The following is a 20,874-nucleotide window of genomic DNA, read 5'->3' on the forward strand; positions in this document are numbered from 1 at the left end:
TTAACAGGTCCTTTCATCCTGTTCGCGTCCAAGCACTTCGCCCAGCCTCCTTATACCCTCGTGAATGGTCGGCACATCTGAGCACGAAAAGCTCAGGCGAACCGTGTTGGCACCGGACCCATCGGCAAAGAACGCCTGACCGGGTACAAACGCGACCCCCACTGACTCAAGCGCACGGGCCAAAAGTGCCGCCCCGTCGCATCCCGCAGGAAGTGTCAGCCAGATGAACATGCCACCCTCGGGCCTGGTCCATTGCACACCATCGGGCATGTGTTCGGACAGGGCGGACAACATCGCGTCCCTGCGCTGCCGATAGGCCGCGCGCAGTTTTGGAACGTGGTCTTGAAAACAACGGTCGGCAACTTCAAAAATGGCCATCTGGTTGACTGTTGATGAATGCAGATCGGCGGCCTGCTTCAACAACACCATCTGCGCGATAACCGGTTTTGCGGCAACAACCCATCCGACCCGCAGCCCCGGTGACAACGTTTTAGAGAAGCTGCCGCAATAGATTGTGCGGCAGTGTTCAATCGACCCTTTGCGTTCGATCTCAAGTGCCAGAATGGGTGGCACATCTTCACCATCGAACCGCAGGGCCTGATAGGCGGCATCCTCAATCAAGGCACAGTCCAGTTCATCCACCAGATCCAAAAGGTATTCACGCCCGCGGCGATCTACTGTCTCCCCCGTCGGGTTGGCAAAATCGACCGAGAGATAGGCGAATTTGACCCTGCTTCCTTCCGCTTTTGCTGCAGCCTGATATTCGGCGGCATCCCGGTTGCCGTTCACGCTCAGTTGGTCAAATCGGGGCTCATATGCGTTAAATGCGGATAATGCGCCCAGATAGGTCGGCCAGCCCACCAGCGCGGTATCCCCAACGGTCAGGAACAACTTGCCCAGATAGTCCAGCGCCTGCTGGGACCCGGACGTTATCAGGACATTGTCGACATCACATGGCACCCCGATCTTTTTCATTTCGGAAACGATCCAGCGCCGCAGCGGGTGGTATCCTTCGCTTACCGAATATTGCAAGGCTTGGGATTGGTGCGCCGGATCCAAAACATGCGTGAATGCTTGGCTGAATTCTTCGGCCGGAAACAGCTTGGGATCGGGGATTCCACCTGCGAATGAAATAATCCCCGGCTGATCCAACAGCTTGAGCAGCTCCCGGATTTCAGATGCCTTCATACGCGATGCGCGCGTCGCAAATAGCTGATCCAACGACATGGCTACTCCTCTGGCTGTCTGACGAAGCAGCCTAGGCAGAAGTGCATTAATGTCAATAATGCTGACCTTTTGTTTCAGCCTTTCTGCGCAACCCGGCCATCTTGCAGCCATTCCAGATACGTGGTCATATGATTTGACCAATCTGAATGAATGCACAAATGCCTTTCCAGAAAGTCCAACCCGAAAAATTGTCCACCGCAGTGATCCGCCAGATCGAACTATTGATATTGCGCGGTATTTTGCGGCCGGGTGAGCGGCTGCCATCCGAGCGCGAATTGGCGGAGCGGCTGGGTGTTTCACGACCATCCCTGCGTGAAGCAATTTCCGAGCTGCAAGAACAGGGGCTGCTGGCCGCCAGGGCCGGTTCGGGCATTTACGTGGCCGAAGTTCTGGGGTCTGCGTTTTCTCCGGCGTTGATCCGGTTGTTCAGCAGTCATGACCAGGCCATGTTCGACTATCTCTCGTTTCGCCGCGATATGGAGGGGTTGGCAGCGGAACGCGCGGCGCGGTTGGGATCGGACAGTGATCTGCAGGTGATCCAGACCATTTTCAACAAAATGGAAAATGCCCATTCCCGGCAGGCAACCGATGAAGAGGCACATCTGGACGCCCAGTTTCATATGGCGATCATCGAAGCCAGCCATAACGTCGTGATGCTGCACATGATGCGGTCGATGTTCGATCTGTTGCGACAGGGAGTGTTCTACAACAGGCAGATCATGTTTCACCAGCGCACGACACGAAACGCGATCCTTCTACAGCATCAGGCGATCAACACCGCCCTGCAGTCGCGCGATGCGGTTGGAGCAAGAACTGCGGTCGAAGAACATCTGAATTTTGTTGAACGCTGCATGGCCGACCATCTGAAGGCAATCAAGAACGAGGCTATTGCGCAGCAACGGCTGGAGCATGAAACCCGCCAGAACTAGGGAAGCGGGTCAGGTTTTCCGCGTACCATGCAACAGTTTGTGTTTCCAAAGCTGCAATCGTTTAAGCGGCTTGGGATCAGACTTCAGTAATTCGGGAAAAGTGCTATTGGTCTCTTTCCGTGATCTGAGTTTCAAAGGAGTACTCAGAATTTTCCTGGTCAATTCATCTGTGACTTCGGTTTTCTGCCGCTCCAGCTCGATCATGTGCAAAAGCTCGGAGTGATAGGCGTCCTGAGCTTCGGAGCGTTGCCCCTTGCGGTATCGAAACGCCCCGATCTGGGCATGGACAGGAATCATATCGGCATGTCGGGAAAACCGAAGCCAGAGCTCTCCGTCCACCGCCAGCTTCAGGGATTCATCAAGGCCACCACCCGCGCGCTGCCACAGGCCCTTTCGCCAAAAAGTGGATTCCTGCTGAATCCATTGATAATCGCCGGCCAGAAACCGAAGGTGTGAAACCGCTCTTGGTCTGTGATTGCTGAGTTGCTGATCTTCCTCGTCGATGCAGGTGACCCTGCCCGACAACCATTCCATACCGTCATTGGCGGCAAACAAAGAGCCGACAAGATCAAGCCCACCCGGCATGAGGATGTCGTCCGAATTGATCCACCCCATGACATCACCGGTTGCCACTGCAAAGCCCTTGTTGACCGCGTTGGCCTGACCAGTATCCGGAGCAGATATTACATGTGCAAAGGCATCCCGATAGCGCCTGACGATTTCCATGGAACCATCCCTGCTGCCACCGTCGGACATGATCAGTTCAAGTCGGGGATAATTCTGCGCCAGTACGGACATGATTGTACGTTCCAGAAACTCCGCGCAGTTCAGGTTCGGGATCACTAGACTGATGACTGGTAGGTTTTTCATTTAACGTTCTCAACAAATCCGTCAGTCACCGGCGTCACCGGGTAAAGCATGTGCCGAAAATTAATCGGTTGAAAGCAAAACAGCACAAACGTGCTTTTCTTGCGGATCACACTCGAAGATCAGAGGTGATCAAACAGATGCTTCAACCCGGCAATTTCTGCCGGGTTGAAACATTATTCTCGGTTAGTGCAGTTTGGCACCAACATCAGCAATAGCCGCATCGATCAGCTTGTTGGCCTGTGCAGCGGTCATCTGTTTCTTGAGAACAGCGTTGGCTGCGGAAACGGCCACATTGGCAGCCTGATCGCGAACTTCCTTCACAGCAGACGCCTCAGCCGAGGCAATCTGATCTTCGGCAGCGGCCAGACGACGGGCAATCGACCGTTCCAGATCGGCCTTCGCCTGTTCAGCAGCAAGAACTGCGTCATCCTTGGCAGCTGCCACGATGGCCTGAGCCTGATCCTGAACTTCGCGCTGCTTGCGCTCATACGAGGCTAGCAGGCCACGGGCTTCTTCGTGCAGGGCGCGTGCTTCGTCCAGCTCGGCCTTGATGCCTTCGGCACGGTTGTCCAAAGCACCGCCGATCATGCCCGGAACCTTGAAATAGAACAGAACAGCGATGAACACGATAAAGCCCAACAGGACCACAAAATCTGTGTTGCCAAGCGAAAAGAACGGACCGCTTGCGGCAAGTGCCGGGCTGGCCGCGCCAACAGTCAGGATAAGGGCAAGAGTGTTCCGCATATCACTTATCCTTTCATCTGCGCTTCGACGGCACCGGAGATAGCGTCGGCATCCGCCTCGCCGCCCAGTGCGGTGACCAGTTCAGCCGCCGTATCCTTGGCAACTACTTGAATGCTTTCCAGCGCACCGGCACGGATTTCGGCAATTGCCTTTTCCGATTCAGCCGCTTTTGCAGCGATTTCCGCATCCGCCTTGGCAATCGCATCATCCAGTCCAGACTGGATTTCGGCGCGTGCTTCGGCAGCGATACGCTGTGCCTCAGAACGGGCATCGGCCAGCGCCTTGTTATAGGCCTCTTCGGCCTCGACCGCTTTGGCCTTCAGATCTTCGGCCGCAGCCAGGTCATTTGTAATGGTCCCCTGACGTTCAGCCAGGATTGCCGCGATGCGGGGCAGAGCCACGCGGGACAGGACCAGAAAGATGACGACCAGCGTAATGACCAGCCAGAAAATCTGGTTGGGGAACCAATCGAAGCAGAGCTGCGGCATCCCGATGGCAGAGCCATGCGAGTCGACGCACGAGCCAACTACTTCTTCTGAAATGGGTTCAGTCGCCATGATGTCCTCCGTCGGAACGTTGTCTTTACAACAGGTGGGCCGCTATGGCTTGGGCCCACCTGCGCGTAAGGATCAGGTTCCGCAGATTAGACGGCGAACATCAGCAGCAGCGAGACCAGGAATGCGAAGATCCCCAGGGCTTCTGCGAATGCGATACCGATGAACAGGGTTGCGGTCTGCGAAGCAGCCGCCGAAGGGTTGCGCAGGGCGCCGGCCAGGAAGTTGCCTGCAACGTTGCCCACCCCGATTGCGGCTGCGCCGGAACCGATTGCTGCCAGGCCTGCGCCGATGTGTGCGAGATCGCCTTCCATGATGTATCTCCTTACGAATTGGAAGTTTCGATGTTGGGGTATCGGACCTTAGTGCGAAGGATGCAGCGCATCTTTCAGATAAACACAGGTCAGAATGGTGAATACGTAGGCCTGAATGAAGGCCACCAGGACCTCAAGACCGTACATAGCGGTGATCGCCAGAACGGACACGGGCGAGATCACCGAGATCGCGGCAAAGCCTGCGAAAACCTTGATAACTGCGTGGCCTGCCATGACGTTACCGGCAAGACGAATGGAGTGGCTGACCGGACGCACGAAGTACGAGATCAGTTCGATGATCGCCAGGATCGGGCGCAGCGCCAGCGGCGCGCTGGAGACCCAGAACAGGCCCAGGAACCCGGCGCCGTTCTTGACGAAACCCAGAACGGTCACGGTCAGGAACACGGCCAGCGCCAGCGGAATGGTGACCGCAAAGTGCGAGGTTGTGGTGAACGAGGTCGGGATCAGACCCAGGAAGTTCGCCGTCACGATGAACATGAACAGGGTCATGACATACGGAAAGAACTTGACGCCCTCTTTGCCGCAGATGTCTTCGAGCATCTTGTAGATGAAGCCATAAGCCAGTTCGGCAATCGACTGCATGCGGGTCGGCACGATGGCGCGCTTTGAGGTGCTGAGCACCAGCAGGCCAAAGATCGCGGCAATCGCCAGGAACAGCCACAGGGTCACGTTGGTCGGCGTGTACCAAGCCATCTCACCGCCGAACAGCGGCTTGACGATAAACTGATCCATCGGGTGGAAAACCAGGCTGCTGCCTTCTGCTGCGGTGGTCTCAGTCGCCACGTTCAGTCCCTCTCGTCCTTATCGGTGGCCTGAGCCGCCGTTTGTTTCTCTTGAACCTCTTTCGCGCTGCGGAGCATAACCTTCACGCCCGCGACAAGGCCCAGCAATGTGAACAGCACCAGAAAGATCGGGATCGTCCCGAACAGGCTGTCCAGCCCGTATCCGATGCCAAATCCGATCCCCAGACCGGATACCATTTCGATGACCATCCTCCAGGCGAGCTCGCCTCCGGACACGTCAGCATCCGCACGGGGCTTGGGCGCTTTGGCCTTTTTCGCCGCGTCGATCTTGGCCTCCAGCTGCGCCATACGCTGCTTTTGGTCATCATCGGTCACGGGCATTTCCCTCGTACAGTCTTGGGTAGGGTGCTAAGGGGCATGGGGCGCAGAGTCAACGCCGTTACGCAATCGAATTGACGCAGGTTAAAGCGTTGTTTTTAAGTCGTTTTACCCCAGAAGCTCTGCGCGCAAAATTCCAAGTCTTTCGACCAGCACGACCAAATGCGTGGATTCCGCATATTCAACCAAATGGTTGATTTTCAAGTTTCCACTTGCGGCGGCCACAGTTTGAGGTTTCCTCGGCAAAGACCTTTCCGGGCCGGAGAACTGACATGGCTGACTATGCCTGCGCTTTGATAATCAAGGATGGATGCGTGCTGTTGGGCCGTCGCGCGCCATATCGGAAGACCTATCCCAACAAATGGGATGTGATCGGTGGAAAGGTCGAAGACGGGGAAACATTTGAAGAAACCCTGACGCGCGAACTTGGTGAAGAAATCGGTATTAATCCGCAACGGGAACGCTATTTCACGACGTTGAATGATCAGGCGGTCAACCCCGCGTTCCCGCCCAACTACCACTATTACATTGTCGACGACTGGGTTGGCACTCCATCAATATGTAACCACGAGCATACCGAATTAGGATGGTTTCCATTTTCACAGGCGTCCGCGCTGCCGGATCTTGCCCTGAAGGAATACCCGGCGCTGTTCTCTCGCCTTTCCAACGAGTGTGCCGGCGATTAATGTGCTGTTGATGTCCAATGATCTCGATACCGTCTTTGCCGCCCTTGCCGATCCAACCAGACGCGCCATTCTGGCGATGCTGCTGGAGGATGACATGGCCGTAACAGATGTGGCCGAGCCTTTCGATATGTCGCTGGCCGCCATCTCGAAACATCTGGTCATTCTGACCAAGGCGGGGCTGATTTCTCAGGAAAAGCGCGGGCGGGTGAAATGGTGCAAGTTGGAGCCTGACGCGATGCGCGCAGCGTCCATCTGGATGCAGGGTTTTGGCCAGTTCGAACCCGTCAATCTGGACGCGTTCGAGCGATTTCTGGCGGTGGAACTGCCAAACGGCGACGAGGCTGAAGCATCCAACTGAACGTCAGTGCGCGTTGGCGCGCTGCGTTTCCTCGGGCTTTAGAAGCATAAGCAGCGCAACGATTGTCAGGGCAATTCCGATCAGTACGAACCCTGTCGGCGCACCGTTGCCAAGCGCAATCTCCCACAGAATGACCCAACTGGGCGTCAGATAAGTATAGGCCATGACCTTGGCGGACGGCAGGCAAAGAGTTGCATATTGCAGCAGCACGAAGGTTGCGGCGCTTGCGAAAACCGCCACATAGATCAGCCCGATCCAGACGATCATCGGCAGGTTCGCCCAATCGGTGTCCAGAATATCGGACCAGCCGAACACAGTCAGGACCAGACACCCCGCCAGCAACGTCCCAAAGGTGAAAACGACTGCGGGTTCACCCCGGTTCAGCTTGCGCACCATCGGCGTATAGATTGCATGCGCGGCACAGCCCCAGAAATAGATGATCTCACCCACGCCAATCTCGAATGCGTGGAAAGCCTGCCAGTCCGCCCGAAAAATCACCCATAACGCGCCGATCGCACCGATCGTCAGCGCAGTCGCCATGTGCCAGGTGGTGATCTGTCTAAGCAGCACCCACCCCGCAACGGCCGACATGACGGGTGTAAGGGTGAAAACGGCCGCCGCGCTGACCGGCGGCGCGGTCTTGAGCCCCTCGAACATCAGCACAAAATAGGTGGCAAACAGCCCCCCCAGCACAAAATACCGCCACGGTGCCTGCGCGGCACTTTTAGGCAATCCGGTCGTGGCCAGCGCCGCCACGCCGATCACAACCGCGGCAAGGGCAAATCTTGCCGCGTTCAATGCAGCGGGCGCAATTTCATTTGCGATCATGGAGCCAAGCGAAAAGCTGCCCGCCACCAACGCCGAAAATGTAAGCATGGCCAGATGACCGCGGGCCTGCGGGCTCACGGCAGCCAATCCCGCGATTGTTCCTTGAGGTATTTGAGAAAGGCCTGAACTTTGGTGGTTCGATGCAAATCAACATGTGTGACCAGCCACAACTTGCCCGACCATTCGGGTAAGGGCTCCATGACCTCTGTAAGCTCGGGCTGACGCGCCGCTTCCCATCGCGCCATAAAGCCGATACCGGCGCCCGCCAGCACCGCTTCGCGCATCGTAAAGTTGTTGGTGCACCGAAACGTAATGGCCTCGGACGGCGCGTTTGCACGCAACCACTGGGCAAAAGGCGCACGACTATTTTCATCGTCATTGCCAACAAAGAGGTGATTGGCAAAGTCATCGACACCCTTTGGCTTGCCATGGCGGGCGACATATTCCTTGCTGGCGTATAGCCCGACTTCCTGCGCGACGAATGGCTGGACCACGTTGTCCGGCTGATCCGGTGCCGCACCGGCCCGAATGGCCACATGTGCCTCACCATATTCCAGCCGGAACAACCGATCCCCGGTCAGGTAACGCACGATCAGATCGGGATGCATGCGCTGGAACTCACTTAATGTGGGCACAACCAGGGGTGCCACTGACGCCAGCGATGTTACGACCAATTCGCCGGATACGTCATCGCCACGGCCTTTCATACGCCCGACCAGTTGATTGAACTGATCCTCAGTGGCCTGCGCAACCCGCAAGAGATCCTCTCCCGCCTCAGTCGGCGTATAGCCCCGGGCGTGGCGCTGGAACAATTTGACCCCCAGCCGCATTTCGATCGCGTCGATATGCCGGATCACTGTGGCGTGGTGCACACCCAGAACTTCGGCGGCACCGCTGACGGTACCCATTCGGGCAACCTGATATGCCGTCCTTACTTCGTCCCAGTTGTCCATGTGAAAGTCACCGCTGTGCAAATTCCAACAATCAGTGTTGATATATCCGAGTTTTGTTCGCAGGCGCAACATTCATATTGACAGCACCAACAGATTCCCTCCGATCAAAGGACCCTGAAACATGACCAAGACGATACTCCACATCGATGCCTCTGCCCGTCGCGCAGGGTCTGCAACGCGCGAACTGTCCGACAGCATTGTGAAACATCTGGGCGCAGGTCGCATTATCCGCCGTGATCTGGCCTCGCCATTGCCACTGCTGACCGAAGACTGGATCAACGCGAACTTCACCCCTGCCGATCAGCGCGATGAAGTGCAGCGTGATCAGCTGGCCCTTTCGGATGAACTGGTCAATGAGCTGCAGCAGGCGGACACCGTTGTAATCGGCCTGCCGATCTACAACTTCTCGGTTCCAGCCGCGTTCAAGGCGTGGATTGACCTTGTCGCCCGCGTGGGCCTGACTTTCGCGTATACCGAAAACGGGCCGGCGGGCCTGCTGGAAGATAAGCGGGCGATTCTTGCCATCGCTTCGGGCGGAACCGCCGTCGACTCGGAAATCGACTTCGCAACCGGCTACGTTCGCCACGTGCTGGGCTTTGTTGGCATCCGGAATGTCGACGTTGTTGCCGCTGACCAGATGGCAATAGATCCTGAGGCCGCATTGACCACTGCGCGCAACGCCGTAACAGAACTGGCCGCCTAATCCCGGCTGCCTACTTCTGTTCAAAATACCTTCCGCCACGGGTACGCGCCGCAAGGCGCGTTCCCTCAAGGCATCCAGCTTACCTCACATCCGATCCGATCAAAAAACGCTAATAGATCGGATCGGCTCAGCGCAACGGTCCGGTCATTGACCAACGGGTGCACGTAAATGACATCCGCCTCTTTGGCTGCTGCATCCATGAAAAACCGCACATTATTCCCAACCCCGTTGATCATCGCCAGCGGACTGACCGCACCGGGGCGAATACCAAGGTTCTGAAACAGACGATCTGCCGAGCCAAAGGACAGGGTCCCGACGCCAAGTTCCGCGCCCAGCGCCTTGAGGTCAATCTCACGGCTTTGTTCCAGCGTGACCAGATAGTTCCGTTTCTTCTTGTCGCGCAGATACAGATTCTTCACCCTCAACGCGTTTTCGCCGGAAACAATGAACTGATCTTCGACCGCTTTGGCCTCTTCTACCGTGCGCAGCGGCACATGCGTATGCAGGCGATAGGTCAGCCCCCAATCGTCCATCTGCGCCAACAGCGCGTCAGAACTGAGCGGCAATGTGTCCTGAAATGCCGATGATGCGTCCATTGAAACCTCCTGATACCACGACCCGCTCTTGCAGCGAACGGTCATCAGGTTCAAGACGTGTTTGCTGTGTCTGCCTTGACTACGGACAAAAACGGACATAAAGACCCTGCCAACATCCGGAAGAGACGATCCTTCCGGTCCCTTGAGTCATTCAGGGATCGCCCCCCACCAGCGTGTTACGCCCGTGGGGGCGTTTGTGCATTGAACCGTCTGCCCTTAGATAAAGGGCGCCACCAGATAACCGGCGAAGGAGGCCGAAGGCATGTTTGAAAATCTATCCGAACGCCTCTCTGGCGTCTTTGACCGGCTGACCAAACAGGGCGCCCTGTCCGAAGAAGACGTCAAGACCGCCCTGCGCGAAGTGCGCGTGGCCCTGCTTGAGGCCGACGTCTCGTTGCCGGTGGCCCGCGAATTCGTCAAGAAGGTACAGGATCAGGCAACTGGTCAGGCAGTAACCAAGTCGATCACACCGGGCCAGCAGGTCGTCAAGATCGTGCATGACGCGCTGGTCGACGTGCTGCGTGGCGAAGAAGACCCCGGCAAGCTGAAGATCGACAATCCGCCCGCGCCGATCCTGATGGTCGGTCTGCAGGGCTCGGGCAAGACGACCACCACCGGGAAACTGGCCAAGCGCCTGAAAGAAAAAGAAGGCAAGAAGGTCCTGATGGCCTCGCTGGACGTTTATCGCCCGGCGGCTATGGATCAGTTGGCGGTTCTGGGGACGCAGGTCGGCGTGGATACGCTGCCGATCGTACCGGGCCAGAAGCCTGTCGATATTGCCAAGCGCGCCAAGCAGCAGGCAACACTGGGTGGTTACGACGTTTACATGCTCGACACAGCGGGCCGTCTGCACATCGACGAAGTGCTGATGGACGAGGTCGAGCAGGTCCGCAACGCGGTTGACCCGCGCGAAACACTGCTGGTCGTAGATGGCCTGACCGGTCAGGTTGCCGTCGAGGTGGCCGAGGAATTCGACGCCAAGGTCGGCATCTCGGGCGTGGTCCTGACCCGGATGGACGGTGACGGACGCGGTGGTGCGGCACTGTCGATGCGCGCGGTTACCGGCAAGCCGATCCGCTTTGTCGGTCTGGGCGAGAAGATGGACGCGCTGGAGACCTTCGAGCCGGACCGGATCGCAGGTCGTATTCTGGGCATGGGCGACATCGTTGCTCTGGTCGAAAAAGCCCAGGAAACGATGGAGATGGAGCAGACCGAGCGCATGATGAAGCGCATGGTCAAAGGTCAGTTCAACATGAACGACCTGAAAATGCAGCTGGAACAGATGATACAGATGGGCGGCATGCAGGGCATGATGGGCATGATGCCGGGCATGGGCAAAATGGCCAAGCAGATGGATCAGGCCGGCCTTGACGACAAGATCCTGCGCCAGCAGATCGCCTTGATCCAATCCATGACCAAACGCGAGCGCGCCAACCCGCAACTGCTGCAGGCAAGCCGCAAGAAACGCATCGCCGCCGGTTCGGGGATGGAGGTCAGCGACCTCAACAAGCTGCTCAAGATGCACCGGCAGATGTCGGACATGATGAAGAAGATGGGCAAGATGGGCAAAGGCAAGATGCTGAAACAGGCCATGAAAGGCATGTTCGGCAAAGGCGGCCCCAGCCCCGAGGAAATGGCTGCAGGCATGGACCCCAAGGCGCTGGAACAGGCGGCCAAAGCGATGGGCGGCAAGATGCCTGGTGGTCTGCCCGGAATGGGCGGCGGCATGGCCCTGCCCCCGGGTCTGAGCGGTTTCGGGAAGAAAAAGTAAGTGACCGCCCTTGCGCATCATATCCCACGGCTTGAGACCGAGCGCCTGATCCTGCGCGCGCCGTCCGAGGCTGATTTCGAGGCTGAGGCTGAATTCTTCGCCTCCGATGCCTCGAAATATGTCGGCGGGCCACTGCGCCCCGACGAAACATGGCGCTCGATTGCCATGCTGTTGGGGCATTGGGAGTTGCGCGGATATGGGTTCTGGGGTGTCGAGGAGAAAGACACCGGCACGTATGTCGGTCATGTCGGCCTTTGGTTCCCGCATGGTTGGCCCGAGCCGGAAATTGGCTGGACCCTTATGAACAACGCGACCGGCAAAGGTTATGCGACCGAGGCTGCACTGGCCGCGCGGACCCATGCCTATGACATACTGGGCTGGGACACGGCGATCTCTCTGATCGACCCGGATAATCACGCCAGCAAGGCCGTGGCCAAACGGCTGGGTGCAGAGTTCGACTACCATTACGAGCACCCCAAGTTCGGCACCACCGAAATCTGGCGTCACCCTGCCCCCGCTGATCTGGTGAATGGCGGGATGGAGGCCTACGCATGACCTCCTTCACCATCCCCACCGTCGAGACAGATCGTCTGATCCTGCGGGCCCCGCATCTGGACGACCTGCCTGCAATGACCGCATTCTTTGCGACCGAGCGCAGCCACATGGTGGGCGGGCCCAAGGACGAATTGGGCAGCTGGAGTTCGCTTGCCAGCCGCCTTGGACATTGGGCGCTGAAGGGCTTTGGCCTGTGGCACCTGACCGAGAAAGCCAGCGGCGCATTCGTTGGCTGGGCGGGCATGATCGACGCTCCCGGATGGGCGGAACCCGAGTTGGGCTGGACCCTGATGGCTGAGGCCGAAGGCAAAGGGCTGGGCTTTGAAGCCGCACAGGCGGCGCGCGACTATGCGGCACGGCGTCAGGGACTGAATGGAGTGATCTCATACATCGCCCACGCAAATGACCGATCGCGCGCTTTGGCTGAACGCCTTGGCGCCGCTCTGGAGCTTGAGAATGCCGAGCTGTTGGGCAAACGCGCCCAGATTTGGCGCCACCCGCTGATCGACATAACGACCGACAAGAGGACCGGCCAATGACCAACCCCGTGACACAGGCTGCCGCGCTGTTGAAAGAGCATCGCGAAAGCATCGACCGGCTGGACGCGATCCTTGTCTATACGCTGGGCGAGCGGTTCAAACACACACAAGCCGTTGGCAAGCTGAAAGCGGCACACGACCTTCCCCCGTCCGATCCCTCGCGCGAGGCAGCGCAGATCGCACGGTTAGAAGACCTGGCGAAAGAGGCCGATCTGGACCCCGACTTCGCCAAGGCTTTCCTGAATTTCATCATTCAGGAAGTCATCCGACACCACAAGAAACACCAGAACTAAACCGGGCACATCCCGGTTCTAACAAAGACACGCCTCTGGCGTGATGCCATTCAAAGGAGATACCACCATGGCAATGAAAATTCGTCTCGCCCGCGGCGGCTCGAAAAAGCGTCCCTTTTACCGCATCGTGGCTGCCGACAGCCGCATGCCGCGCGACGGCCGTTTCATCGAGAAACTGGGCACCTACAACCCGCTGCTGCCGAAAGACAGCGAAGAGCGCGTGAAAATGAACATGGAGCGCATCCAGTACTGGCTGGATCAGGGCGCACAGCCGACCGACCGTATCGCACGTATGCTGGAAGCAGCCGGCACCCGTGAAAAGGCCGAGCGCAACAACCCCAACAAGGGTACCCCGGGCAAGAAAGCTCAGGAACGCGCTGAAGAAAAAGCCGCCAAGGCCGCAGAAGCTGCAGAAGCCGCTGCCGCTCCGGCAGAAGAAGCTGCTGAAGAATAAGCAAGGCGGGCGCGTGCAGGATCAGACCTTCAGCGAAGATTTCCGCACGCAGTTCGATCTGCTGATGCGGCTCCGGCGCGATGTGCGTCGGTTCCGCGCCGATCCGGTGGACGAGGCAGTGCTGATGCGCTGCCTCGAAGCCTTTCGCTTGGCCCCTTCCGTGGGCCTTAGCGAGCCTTGGCGCGTAATCCGCGTCGAAAGCCCGGCGGCCCGGGCCGCTGCGCTAAAGAATTTCCAGTCCGCAAATTCCGAGGCCCTTTCGGGCTATTCCGGCGACAAAGCCCTGCTTTACAGTCGCCTGAAACTGTCGGGGATGCAGGAAGCGCCGGTTCAACTGGCGGTGTTTTGCGATGACGCCACGGATAAGGGGCTGGGACTGGGCGCGGGCACCATGCCCGAGATGCGCCGATATTCGGTCGTGACTGCAATCGCCTTATTCTGGCTGCGACTGAGGGCCGAAGGATTGGGGCTCGGCTGGGTTTCGATCCTGAATCCCGAACAATTGCACCGTGATCTGGATGTACCTGGCGAATGGCGTCTGATCGGTTACTTTTGTGTTGGCTGGCCCGAAGATGTATCAGACACCCCTGAGCTGGAGCGCGTCGGCTGGGAAACCCGACTGGACGCGCTGCCGGTCGAAACGCGCTGAGGCACCATGTTCGGATTGATACGATTGCCTGTCCTATTGCTGATCGCATTCATTGCAGGCGTGTTCTTTGAGCGCAACAATCAGCGCGAAGCCTGCCTGCCGACCGGCGACTGGCAGGATGGCGTGTGCCTGACGACGGAATTGCCAAATGACTGATCTGATCTGTGTCGGAACCGTTGCCGGTTCGTTCGGAGTGCGCGGCGAGGTCCGCCTCAAAAGCTATTGCGCCGTGCCCGAGGATATTGAGGAATTTTCCCCGCTGACCGACGAAACCGGAGCAGAGCGTTACCCGCTGATCATTACCCGAGCCATCAAAAACGGGTTTGCCGCGCGCATCGGCGGTATCGAGACCAAGGAGCAGGCCGATGAAATCAAGGGTCTGCGACTTTATGCGCGTCGGGATCAACTGCCGTCGTTACCCGACGATGAATTCTATCACGCGGACCTGATCGGTCTGGAAGTCTACGACACAGGGGGGGCCTTGCTGGGGCGCGTCAAATCAGTACAAAACCACGGCGCGTCGGATCTTCTTGAAATCCACGGGCAAGGGATGAAATCCACTGTGCTGCTGCCCTTCACCCTCGCGGTCGTCCCAACCGTGGACCTTGACGCAGGTCGCATCGTCGCTGATCCGCCAGAAGGCCTGTTCTGAAACAGCAGCATCGCAGATCTCCAAAGCCCGGAACAGATTGTCATGACGCAGCCACCCAGCAAATCCCACGGTCGAAAGGCCATCCGCCCGACGATAAAGCCACGCGAGTTGATGACGCCAACGCCGGACCTTCACGGCGTATGGAAGGCAAAGATCATAACCCTGTTCCCCTCGGCCTTTCCGGGCGTGTTGGGCGAAAGCCTGACGGGCAAAGCCCTGCATGAAGGTCTTTGGCAACTTGAAACGATCGACCTTCGGCAATTCGGCATCGGCAAACACCGCAACGTGGATGACACCCCCGCCGGAGGCGGGGCCGGAATGGTTTTGCGCGCGGATGTTCTGGGTCCGGCGATCGATCATGCAATGTCGGGCATTCGGGGCAACTGGCCGCTGATCTATCTCAGCCCGCGCGGGCGCAGAATGGACCAGACGATGATGCGCAATCTGGCCCGATGCGACGGTGTGACCATGTTGTGCGGACGTTTCGAAGGCGTCGACGAGAGGGTGATCGAACAGTACGGCATTCAGGAGGTGTCGCTGGGCGATTTCGTCATGACCGGCGGAGAGATAGCGGCGCAGGCGTTGATAGATGCAACTGTCCGGTTGATCCCCGGCGTTCTTGGCAATCAGGCGTCGGCGGAAGAGGAAAGTTTTTCATCCGGCTTGCTGGAACACCCGCAATATACCCGGCCCGCTGAATGGAAAGGGAAACCGATTCCTGAAATTCTGATGTCAGGACATCATGGGCGCATCGCGGAATGGCGCCACGAGCAATCGGAAAAGCTCACCAAAGAGCGCAGGCCCGACTTGTGGCAATGCTACGAAGAGGCAAAGACCACTTCCGAATAGACGGTATTCCGCCCGAACTCTTATTGCGAACCCAAGTGATGAAGTGGTGCGGAAACAGGAAAACTGACCCTGCTGTTGCCGCAGTGCCGCACCGGCGGATTCAAGTGCCGACTTCGGTTTGAAGCTGCGCTTGGTGTCCTCTAATCCCGCTGAAGCTGCAGGAAAGTTCCAGAGGAAATAATGAAAAAAGTTGCTTTGGCCGCAATGATGGCAATGGCGGCCTGCGGGCAGGTGCCCGGACCGTCCGTTCCCATGCAGGCCGGTCACAATCTGCACTCCGCCCGCTCTGCCGTTCAGGCCTGTTCGACCAATGCCTATCGGGGCGGTAACGTGGCGGTGGCCGGTGGCTACGTAACCGGCATTATTCTGGCAGGTGTCATCGTCGGCCCACTGGTCGTCGCGTCGACCGAAGACGATATTCGCGCCAGCGGCGAAGTGGACTCGGTTGATCGCTGCCTCTCCAAACGCGGGTTCCAGCGCCGGGATCTGACCGAGGGCGAAATCTTCTGGCTCAACAACAGCTACCCGTCAGAACGCGAACAGAAGCTGGATCACCTGATCGGTGGCGGTACCCTTGAAACCTTTGGCCGGCCATCCGCTTGATGGTGGGGCAGCGCGCTGAGCATCAGCGCGCAATTACACCCGCCTTCCAGCGCAGCCAGGTTTCCGGCGAGTCGTGGAACACGTTGATATCGACCGGCCCACTCACACCGGGCACCAGTCCGGTGCCGGTGTACTGCCAGAACCTCCAGCGTGCCCCCGGATAGACCTTTCGGGGGTGACCGGCCACGGAACGCAGCCAGAATTCGGTTCCTCTCAGACGACCGATTTCGGTATCGCGGTAGAAATCCACAGTCGAATAGACAACCGGCCTGCGCCCATAGTGCGCCTCAAGAATATCGAGGAACTTTTTGGCCTCGGACCGCACCTTGGACCCTTCGGGGCGCAGCGTGCAGGTTCTGGAGTGGGGCGTCCATTCCATGTCCAGCACATGCGGAAGGTCGGCGCCTTTCGGAACGTTGCGGATGAACCACCGCGCCTGCTCCTCTGCCGGTCGGCAGAAATAGTAATAGTGATAGGCGCCCCACGGCACTCCGGCAGCCTGCGCCCCACGACGATGCAAGTCGAATTTCGGATCAGCAAAATCCCCGCCTTCAGTCGCCTTGATGAACACAAAGTTCACGCCTGCCGCTTTTGCCACCGGCCAATCCACCGGCTCTTGCCAGCGGGAAATATCGAGGCCGTGGATAGGATAGGACCGCGGTCCGCGCCCTTCCCATTCATGCGGGTCGGCGTCATCGAACTTGGGATAGGTGACAAGACTGGCCGCTGCCGCAACATAGCCGGACTGCGGTTCGGGCCGGGGTTCCGGCACACGCCTTCCACAGGAAACCAGCACGGCCAAAGTCACAAGAAATAACAGCGCAAAACGCATTGAACCGCTCCACCTCAATTTTTATATTCAAATCTGCTCTGACGACCAGAATGCTGTTTCTGTCGCAGAAGGCAACGGCAGAACCTATCAGCACGAATTTCCGGCTGCTTCGCGCCGCGCCTGCAAAGGAACGGATTCCGGGGTTGATCTCTGCCCCCTTTTTTCTTAAACGGGCGCAATCCGGAATCGTTTTATGCGACTCCGGTGTTTTGGTTTGTTTCGCGGCGACACGCCCGGCTTTCTTCGGCCATGGATGCGTTGCGGAAAAAACCGGACCAAAGGAACATTCGATCTGACCTCTGGCGGGCTGCATGCAGGACCCGGTGAAGACCAAGAGCTCTCAGGCCGTGCCAACTTCGTGGACCAACCACGAGCAGATAGGAGAAACTGCGATGGACCTGATCGCACAGCTTGAGGCGGAACAGATTGCCGCCCTGGGGAAAGACATCCCCGATTTCAAAGCGGGTGACACCATCCGCGTCGGTTACAAAGTGACCGAAGGCACGCGCAGCCGTGTGCAGAACTATGAAGGCGTCTGCATCTCGCGCAAGAACGGCAGCGGCATCGCCGGTTCGTTCACCGTCCGCAAGATTTCGTTTGGCGAAGGCGTGGAGCGTGTGTTCCCGCTGTACTCGACCAACATTGACAGCATCACTGTTGTTCGCCGTGGCCGCGTTCGCCGCGCCAAACTGTACTACCTGCGCTCGCGCCGCGGTAAATCCGCCCGTATCGCAGAAGTCACCAACTACAAGCCCAAGGCTGGCGCCGAGGCGTAAGGAGCGGATCCATGAAAAACGACATCCATCCCGATTACCACCTCATCGACGTCAAGCTGACCGATGGCACCGTGATTCAGATGAAATCCACCTGGGGCGCCGAGGGCGACACGCTTTCCCTGGAAATCGACCCGTCTTCGCACCCGGCATGGACCGGCGGCGGCGCGCGTCTGATGGACACCGGTGGTCGCGTATCCAAGTTCAAGAAGAAATACGAAGGTCTGGGTTTCTGATCCTGTCCCCTTCTGGTTTCAGAGAAGGCCGCCCAGATGGGCGGCCTTTTTCTTTTGGAGGTGAATGAGATCAGAAGTGTTAAGGTTGTGCGGCGATACTCCCCACACCAACTCGAATTATCCTGCATCGCCGAACCCGGTGCTTTCGTACGATTAGGACCGCTGCCGGAACATTGTCGGTGTCATACCGGTCTGACCTCGAAAGAAACGAGAGAAGTGGGACTTGTCTGAATAGCCCAGCATGAGGCCGATTTCAGAGATTGTCATTCGGCGCTCTTTTAGATGTTCCTTGGCAATATCGACCCGCAGCCGTTTGATCTCGCGGGGTAGTGTTGTGCCCTGTTGCTGCAATGCCTTAAGCAACCGATCCGGTTGTATGCCGAGCAAACCGGCCACGGAGTGCGACCCCAAATCCGCCTCGTCCAGTTTGTCGCGTAACACGGACCTCATTGCGGCAACGACGGTTACCTCCTCGTCGTGGCTGGCGCTGGCCTGGTGCCTGGGTTCAACCGCTGACATCTGATCTAGGCTCAACCATTCAACAGGGAAGCTGAACCGCATTCCGGGATCGGTCCCAAGACCAACCTCAATCCCCTTGTAGTCAATCGGCAAGCCATTGATGTACCGGCTTTCCCATCGCACAACGGACGGGTCCCATGCACTACCGACCACGGATTGCAGAAGCCTCATGTAAATTGCGGCTCCGAAACCCGTAACCTGTACCGGCAAGACGGCGGGTTCCTGTTGCCGCTCGATCCAATAGGTCGCTTTGTCAGCATCAATGATAAGCCGATGCCGAACTGAGCTGGACTCTTGAGGTACAAGCCGAACAAAGCTGGCAAAGAACTCAAAGAGCGTCTTTGAGGATTGCCGGGCCTGCGCAAAAGGCGGCCAGCCCTCCAGATCGAATGTTTCCCCAACATGAAGCCCGAGGTACCGGTCGCCCGCCAGTTCCGCAAAGGCATTCAAAAGTCCGTAAACCAATTCTGAATGTACATAGACTGATGGGTCACCCAACAGTTCAGCTTTCAACCCAACCTGATCCAGGGCTGGTCGCGGGTCGATCTTGCGATCAGTGAGGTACTGCAGAAACGGCGCAGCCAAAGCCAGCCTGATAAAGCCCTCGCTATGGTCTTGAGTGGAGGAATTGAATGGCACGGTTGTCCGCCTTCGTTTCAAGCGGCACACCAAAGGTGTGTTGCCACTTTTTACGTCACATTCAGCCATCCTAATTAGAAACTGGCAACCATGTCACATTTTTTCGGGCTAGCATTAAAGATATTTGAATGTGTCGAGGTAACTGATGTCCGACTTGCGAAACTCCCTTTTGTCCGCGGCCTTCGTTTCAGTGGCTTGTTCTTGTGCCTGCCCTGCTCTGGCGCAAGATGAAGAACCCCCTCAAACGCTTTTTACCAATGTGCATGTCTTTGATGGCTTGAATGAACAGCGTATAGAGAATGCCAGCGTTCTGGTCGAGGGGAACCTGATCAAGTCCGTTTCAACCGATGCCATCGATGCCCCCAATGCGACTGTGATTGATGGCGGGGGTCGAACGCTGACCCCCGGCTTCATTGAGCTGCATGCCCATCTGATGCTGATGGGGCCGACCCTACCGGCAATGGAGGCCAACACGACATGGGAAGACTTTGCTATCCATGGCGCACGAATGGCCGAGATGTATCTCATGCAGGGTTTCACCACTGTGCGGGATGCAGGCGGAGCCAATGGCGGGCTTCGCCGCGCAATTGATGCAGGACAGATCGTCGGCCCGCGTTATTATCCGTCGGGTGCGTTTATCGGAACGCGTGGTGGCCACGCAGATTTCGCCAACTTCACCGCGCCGCCGGGTTCTCAAACAAATATGAGCCGCCTGAACTTGGCGCAGGAAGTCAGCGGTGTTGACGACGTCTACAAGTTCGCCCGCAATAACTTCCGGATGGGCGCGACGCAGTTGAAATTCATGCAATCCGGCGGTGTCGTTTCGGCATTCGACCCATGGCAGTTGCTTGCAGGATCTCCTGCAGAGATTGAGGCCGCTGTGCAAGTGGCGAACGAATATGGCAGTTATGTCATGGCGCACTCCTACCGGAAAGAAGCGATCCTGAACGCCTTGGATGCCGGGGTGATGTCGATCGAACACGGGTTCTCGTTTGACTGCGAAATCGCCGAGGTCATGAATGAGAAAGGGGCCTACATCACAACGAACCTCACGGCTTTTGACCCGGGCCTGTTGGATATTCCTGCAGTCGCCAACGTGCCTTCCAGCCTCGCCAAGGCGAAATCGGCCTCGGCCACATTCGCAGGCTACATCGACAACATGAAAGAATGCCCGGTAAAGCGGGGCTTTCAGACCGACTGCGTCGGTTCGGTTGAGGCATGCAACATCCAGATCGCCTATGAGAAGCACCTGAACAACGAGTTCTTCGGGCCATACACATCAATGGTGACACTGACGTCGACAGGCGGCGAAGCTGTTGCACTGTCGGGCGATTTCATGAACCCTTATAGCGCCGGTAAGCTTGGAGTGATCGAGGAAGGCGCCTATGCGGATATCCTTTTGATCGACGGAAACCCTCTCGAGGATTTCTCGGTGGTCGGTACGGGGGATCAGTGGTTCGGTGCTGATCCAAGACCGGAGAGTCCCGAAACGATTAGGCTGATCATGAAAGATGGTGGGATATACAAAAACACACTGGATTGATCCGGACAAAGAAGGTGAGACGCGTTGATACGCCGAAAGTTTCGTTTAGCAATGATCGTAGTA

At 57.7% G+C, this 20,874-nt stretch carries 29 protein-coding genes; 17 read left to right on the forward strand and 12 right to left on the reverse strand.

The genetic code is table 11. The features are described from left to right. Nucleotides 1–1,227: an aminotransferase-like domain-containing protein gene (locus tag ACR0D6_RS13665; RefSeq protein WP_480765878.1), complete on the reverse strand. Its 1,227-nt coding sequence runs from the start codon at nucleotides 1,225–1,227 to the stop codon at nucleotides 1–3. Between the two features lie 158 nt (nucleotides 1,228–1,385). Between ACR0D6_RS13665 and ACR0D6_RS13670 the strand changes: the two genes are divergently transcribed. Then, nucleotides 1,386–2,156, forward strand: coding sequence for a FadR/GntR family transcriptional regulator (locus ACR0D6_RS13670; RefSeq protein WP_480765879.1), 771 nt, complete (start codon nucleotides 1,386–1,388; stop codon nucleotides 2,154–2,156). 9 nt (nucleotides 2,157–2,165) lie between these two features. Here the strand turns inward: ACR0D6_RS13670 and ACR0D6_RS13675 are convergent, their stop codons facing one another. The 6 genes from ACR0D6_RS13675 to ACR0D6_RS13700 all read right to left on the reverse strand — a co-directional run bounded on the left by ACR0D6_RS13675 (nucleotide 2,166) and on the right by ACR0D6_RS13700 (nucleotide 5,777). Beyond that, the gene (locus ACR0D6_RS13675) at nucleotides 2,166–3,026 is read right to left on the reverse strand and encodes a glycosyltransferase family 2 protein (protein WP_480765880.1); all 861 of its coding nucleotides are present in this window, start codon (nucleotides 3,024–3,026) and stop codon (nucleotides 2,166–2,168) included. A gap of 183 nt (nucleotides 3,027–3,209) precedes the next feature. Continuing rightward, on the reverse strand, nucleotides 3,210–3,770 hold the full coding sequence (locus ACR0D6_RS13680; protein ID WP_170654066.1) for a F0F1 ATP synthase subunit B: 561 nt from the start codon (nucleotides 3,768–3,770) through the stop codon (nucleotides 3,210–3,212). Between the two features lie 5 nt (nucleotides 3,771–3,775). After that, entirely contained in the window at nucleotides 3,776–4,327 is a 552-nt protein-coding gene (locus tag ACR0D6_RS13685) for a F0F1 ATP synthase subunit B' (RefSeq protein WP_170654068.1), read from the reverse strand. 86 nt (nucleotides 4,328–4,413) lie between these two features. Next, complete coding sequence (locus tag ACR0D6_RS13690; protein WP_005981269.1) at nucleotides 4,414–4,638, reverse strand: F0F1 ATP synthase subunit C; 225 nt, start codon at nucleotides 4,636–4,638, stop codon at nucleotides 4,414–4,416. Between the two features lie 48 nt (nucleotides 4,639–4,686). After that, complete coding sequence (locus ACR0D6_RS13695) at nucleotides 4,687–5,442, reverse strand: F0F1 ATP synthase subunit A (protein ID WP_170654070.1); 756 nt, start codon at nucleotides 5,440–5,442, stop codon at nucleotides 4,687–4,689. 2 nt (nucleotides 5,443–5,444) lie between these two features. Further along, entirely contained in the window at nucleotides 5,445–5,777 is a 333-nt protein-coding gene (locus ACR0D6_RS13700; RefSeq protein ID WP_170654072.1) for an AtpZ/AtpI family protein, read from the reverse strand. A gap of 275 nt (nucleotides 5,778–6,052) precedes the next feature. Between ACR0D6_RS13700 and ACR0D6_RS13705 the strand changes: the two genes are divergently transcribed. Next, complete coding sequence (locus ACR0D6_RS13705) at nucleotides 6,053–6,466, forward strand: NUDIX hydrolase (RefSeq protein WP_480765881.1); 414 nt, start codon at nucleotides 6,053–6,055, stop codon at nucleotides 6,464–6,466. Nucleotides 6,467–6,476: 10 nt separating this feature from the next. Continuing rightward, a complete protein-coding gene (locus ACR0D6_RS13710) occupies nucleotides 6,477–6,824 on the forward strand; it encodes an ArsR/SmtB family transcription factor (RefSeq protein WP_480765882.1) in 348 nt (115 codons plus the stop codon). 3 nt (nucleotides 6,825–6,827) lie between these two features. Here the strand turns inward: ACR0D6_RS13710 and ACR0D6_RS13715 are convergent, their stop codons facing one another. Both ACR0D6_RS13715 and ACR0D6_RS13720 read right to left on the reverse strand, forming a co-directional pair. Further along, nucleotides 6,828–7,730 carry a DMT family transporter gene (locus ACR0D6_RS13715; RefSeq protein WP_170654078.1) on the reverse strand — a complete coding sequence of 301 codons (903 nt, stop codon included), beginning with the start codon at nucleotides 7,728–7,730 and terminating at the stop codon, nucleotides 6,828–6,830. Next, nucleotides 7,727–8,605: a LysR family transcriptional regulator gene (locus ACR0D6_RS13720; protein ID WP_480729923.1), complete on the reverse strand. Its 879-nt coding sequence runs from the start codon at nucleotides 8,603–8,605 to the stop codon at nucleotides 7,727–7,729. The genes ACR0D6_RS13715 and ACR0D6_RS13720 overlap by 4 nt, the downstream gene beginning before the upstream one ends. Nucleotides 8,606–8,726: 121 nt before the next feature. Here ACR0D6_RS13720 and ACR0D6_RS13725 point away from each other — a divergent pair, with 121 nt between their 5' ends. Continuing rightward, nucleotides 8,727–9,308 carry an FMN-dependent NADH-azoreductase gene (locus ACR0D6_RS13725; RefSeq protein WP_480729921.1) on the forward strand — a complete coding sequence of 194 codons (582 nt, stop codon included), beginning with the start codon at nucleotides 8,727–8,729 and terminating at the stop codon, nucleotides 9,306–9,308. 65 nt (nucleotides 9,309–9,373) lie between these two features. On the opposite strand, the gene ACR0D6_RS13730 is transcribed toward ACR0D6_RS13725, so the two are convergent. Next, nucleotides 9,374–9,904: a prolyl-tRNA synthetase associated domain-containing protein gene (locus tag ACR0D6_RS13730; RefSeq protein ID WP_480765883.1), complete on the reverse strand. Its 531-nt coding sequence runs from the start codon at nucleotides 9,902–9,904 to the stop codon at nucleotides 9,374–9,376. A gap of 262 nt (nucleotides 9,905–10,166) precedes the next feature. On the opposite strand from ACR0D6_RS13730, the gene ffh reads away from it, so the two are divergent. The 10 genes from ffh to ACR0D6_RS13780 all read left to right on the forward strand — a co-directional run bounded on the left by ffh (nucleotide 10,167) and on the right by ACR0D6_RS13780 (nucleotide 16,269). Further along, nucleotides 10,167–11,675, forward strand: coding sequence for a signal recognition particle protein (gene ffh / locus ACR0D6_RS13735; RefSeq protein WP_170654087.1), 1,509 nt, complete (start codon nucleotides 10,167–10,169; stop codon nucleotides 11,673–11,675). Further along, a complete protein-coding gene (locus ACR0D6_RS13740) occupies nucleotides 11,676–12,230 on the forward strand; it encodes a GNAT family N-acetyltransferase (RefSeq protein ID WP_480765884.1) in 555 nt (184 codons plus the stop codon). Next, the gene (locus ACR0D6_RS13745; protein WP_480765885.1) at nucleotides 12,227–12,769 is read left to right on the forward strand and encodes a GNAT family N-acetyltransferase; all 543 of its coding nucleotides are present in this window, start codon (nucleotides 12,227–12,229) and stop codon (nucleotides 12,767–12,769) included. The genes ACR0D6_RS13740 and ACR0D6_RS13745 overlap by 4 nt, the downstream gene beginning before the upstream one ends. Continuing rightward, nucleotides 12,766–13,062, forward strand: coding sequence for a chorismate mutase (locus ACR0D6_RS13750; protein ID WP_170350324.1), 297 nt, complete (start codon nucleotides 12,766–12,768; stop codon nucleotides 13,060–13,062). The genes ACR0D6_RS13745 and ACR0D6_RS13750 overlap by 4 nt, the downstream gene beginning before the upstream one ends. Before the next feature lie 67 nt (nucleotides 13,063–13,129). Further along, nucleotides 13,130–13,516, forward strand: coding sequence for a 30S ribosomal protein S16 (gene rpsP / locus ACR0D6_RS13755; protein ID WP_170654093.1), 387 nt, complete (start codon nucleotides 13,130–13,132; stop codon nucleotides 13,514–13,516). A 13-nt stretch (nucleotides 13,517–13,529) separates the two neighbouring features. Continuing rightward, the gene (gene bluB / locus ACR0D6_RS13760; RefSeq protein WP_480765886.1) at nucleotides 13,530–14,165 is read left to right on the forward strand and encodes a 5,6-dimethylbenzimidazole synthase; all 636 of its coding nucleotides are present in this window, start codon (nucleotides 13,530–13,532) and stop codon (nucleotides 14,163–14,165) included. 6 nt (nucleotides 14,166–14,171) lie between these two features. Further along, complete coding sequence (locus tag ACR0D6_RS13765; RefSeq protein ID WP_480765887.1) at nucleotides 14,172–14,321, forward strand: hypothetical protein; 150 nt, start codon at nucleotides 14,172–14,174, stop codon at nucleotides 14,319–14,321. After that, on the forward strand, nucleotides 14,314–14,817 hold the full coding sequence (rimM, locus tag ACR0D6_RS13770; RefSeq protein ID WP_480765888.1) for a ribosome maturation factor RimM: 504 nt from the start codon (nucleotides 14,314–14,316) through the stop codon (nucleotides 14,815–14,817). The genes ACR0D6_RS13765 and rimM overlap by 8 nt, the downstream gene beginning before the upstream one ends. 42 nt (nucleotides 14,818–14,859) lie before the next feature. Beyond that, entirely contained in the window at nucleotides 14,860–15,666 is an 807-nt protein-coding gene (trmD, locus tag ACR0D6_RS13775) for a tRNA (guanosine(37)-N1)-methyltransferase TrmD (RefSeq protein ID WP_480765889.1), read from the forward strand. A gap of 180 nt (nucleotides 15,667–15,846) precedes the next feature. Then, nucleotides 15,847–16,269 carry a hypothetical protein gene (locus ACR0D6_RS13780; protein WP_170654103.1) on the forward strand — a complete coding sequence of 141 codons (423 nt, stop codon included), beginning with the start codon at nucleotides 15,847–15,849 and terminating at the stop codon, nucleotides 16,267–16,269. A 22-nt stretch (nucleotides 16,270–16,291) separates the two neighbouring features. Here the strand turns inward: ACR0D6_RS13780 and ACR0D6_RS13785 are convergent, their stop codons facing one another. Continuing rightward, nucleotides 16,292–17,101 carry a glycoside hydrolase family 25 protein gene (locus ACR0D6_RS13785; protein WP_480765890.1) on the reverse strand — a complete coding sequence of 270 codons (810 nt, stop codon included), beginning with the start codon at nucleotides 17,099–17,101 and terminating at the stop codon, nucleotides 16,292–16,294. A gap of 392 nt (nucleotides 17,102–17,493) precedes the next feature. On the opposite strand from ACR0D6_RS13785, the gene rplS reads away from it, so the two are divergent. Then, nucleotides 17,494–17,877, forward strand: coding sequence for a 50S ribosomal protein L19 (gene rplS / locus ACR0D6_RS13790; protein WP_170654109.1), 384 nt, complete (start codon nucleotides 17,494–17,496; stop codon nucleotides 17,875–17,877). An 11-nt stretch (nucleotides 17,878–17,888) separates the two neighbouring features. Then, nucleotides 17,889–18,110 (forward strand): 50S ribosomal protein L31, encoded by a 222-nt coding sequence (gene rpmE, locus ACR0D6_RS13795; protein ID WP_170654111.1) that lies wholly within the window; start codon nucleotides 17,889–17,891, stop codon nucleotides 18,108–18,110. 153 nt (nucleotides 18,111–18,263) lie between these two features. Here the strand turns inward: rpmE and ACR0D6_RS13800 are convergent, their stop codons facing one another. Then, nucleotides 18,264–19,268 carry a helix-turn-helix domain-containing protein gene (locus ACR0D6_RS13800; protein WP_480765891.1) on the reverse strand — a complete coding sequence of 335 codons (1,005 nt, stop codon included), beginning with the start codon at nucleotides 19,266–19,268 and terminating at the stop codon, nucleotides 18,264–18,266. Between the two features lie 277 nt (nucleotides 19,269–19,545). Between ACR0D6_RS13800 and ACR0D6_RS13805 the strand changes: the two genes are divergently transcribed. Beyond that, entirely contained in the window at nucleotides 19,546–20,811 is a 1,266-nt protein-coding gene (locus ACR0D6_RS13805) for a metal-dependent hydrolase family protein (protein ID WP_480765892.1), read from the forward strand. Nucleotides 20,812–20,874: the final 63 nt, after the last annotated feature.

The sequence above is a fragment of the Ruegeria sp. BJ6 genome (assembly GCF_056537885.1).

Bases quoted from the DNA above. Each gene is read 5' to 3' on its own strand.
- ACR0D6_RS13665 (WP_480765878.1), bottom strand. From the start codon at position 1,227: ATGTCGTTGGATCAGCTATTTGCGACGCGCGCATCGCGTATGAAGGCA.
- ACR0D6_RS13670 (WP_480765879.1), top strand. From the start codon at position 1,386: ATGCCTTTCCAGAAAGTCCAACCCGAAAAATTGTCCACCGCAGTGATC.
- ACR0D6_RS13675 (WP_480765880.1), bottom strand. From the start codon at position 3,026: ATGAAAAACCTACCAGTCATCAGTCTAGTGATCCCGAACCTGAACTGC.
- ACR0D6_RS13680 (WP_170654066.1), bottom strand. From the start codon at position 3,770: ATGCGGAACACTCTTGCCCTTATCCTGACTGTTGGCGCGGCCAGCCCG.
- ACR0D6_RS13685 (WP_170654068.1), bottom strand. From the start codon at position 4,327: ATGGCGACTGAACCCATTTCAGAAGAAGTAGTTGGCTCGTGCGTCGAC.
- ACR0D6_RS13690 (WP_005981269.1), bottom strand. From the start codon at position 4,638: ATGGAAGGCGATCTCGCACACATCGGCGCAGGCCTGGCAGCAATCGGT.
- ACR0D6_RS13705 (WP_480765881.1), top strand. From the start codon at position 6,053: ATGGCTGACTATGCCTGCGCTTTGATAATCAAGGATGGATGCGTGCTG.
- ACR0D6_RS13710 (WP_480765882.1), top strand. From the start codon at position 6,477: ATGTCCAATGATCTCGATACCGTCTTTGCCGCCCTTGCCGATCCAACC.
- ACR0D6_RS13720 (WP_480729923.1), bottom strand. From the start codon at position 8,605: ATGGACAACTGGGACGAAGTAAGGACGGCATATCAGGTTGCCCGAATG.
- ACR0D6_RS13725 (WP_480729921.1), top strand. From the start codon at position 8,727: ATGACCAAGACGATACTCCACATCGATGCCTCTGCCCGTCGCGCAGGG.
- ACR0D6_RS13730 (WP_480765883.1), bottom strand. From the start codon at position 9,904: ATGGACGCATCATCGGCATTTCAGGACACATTGCCGCTCAGTTCTGAC.
- ffh (WP_170654087.1), top strand. From the start codon at position 10,167: ATGTTTGAAAATCTATCCGAACGCCTCTCTGGCGTCTTTGACCGGCTG.
- ACR0D6_RS13745 (WP_480765885.1), top strand. From the start codon at position 12,227: ATGACCTCCTTCACCATCCCCACCGTCGAGACAGATCGTCTGATCCTG.
- ACR0D6_RS13750 (WP_170350324.1), top strand. From the start codon at position 12,766: ATGACCAACCCCGTGACACAGGCTGCCGCGCTGTTGAAAGAGCATCGC.
- rpsP (WP_170654093.1), top strand. From the start codon at position 13,130: ATGGCAATGAAAATTCGTCTCGCCCGCGGCGGCTCGAAAAAGCGTCCC.
- ACR0D6_RS13765 (WP_480765887.1), top strand. From the start codon at position 14,172: ATGTTCGGATTGATACGATTGCCTGTCCTATTGCTGATCGCATTCATT.
- rimM (WP_480765888.1), top strand. From the start codon at position 14,314: ATGACTGATCTGATCTGTGTCGGAACCGTTGCCGGTTCGTTCGGAGTG.
- trmD (WP_480765889.1), top strand. From the start codon at position 14,860: ATGACGCAGCCACCCAGCAAATCCCACGGTCGAAAGGCCATCCGCCCG.
- ACR0D6_RS13780 (WP_170654103.1), top strand. From the start codon at position 15,847: ATGAAAAAAGTTGCTTTGGCCGCAATGATGGCAATGGCGGCCTGCGGG.
- ACR0D6_RS13785 (WP_480765890.1), bottom strand. From the start codon at position 17,101: ATGCGTTTTGCGCTGTTATTTCTTGTGACTTTGGCCGTGCTGGTTTCC.
- rplS (WP_170654109.1), top strand. From the start codon at position 17,494: ATGGACCTGATCGCACAGCTTGAGGCGGAACAGATTGCCGCCCTGGGG.
- rpmE (WP_170654111.1), top strand. From the start codon at position 17,889: ATGAAAAACGACATCCATCCCGATTACCACCTCATCGACGTCAAGCTG.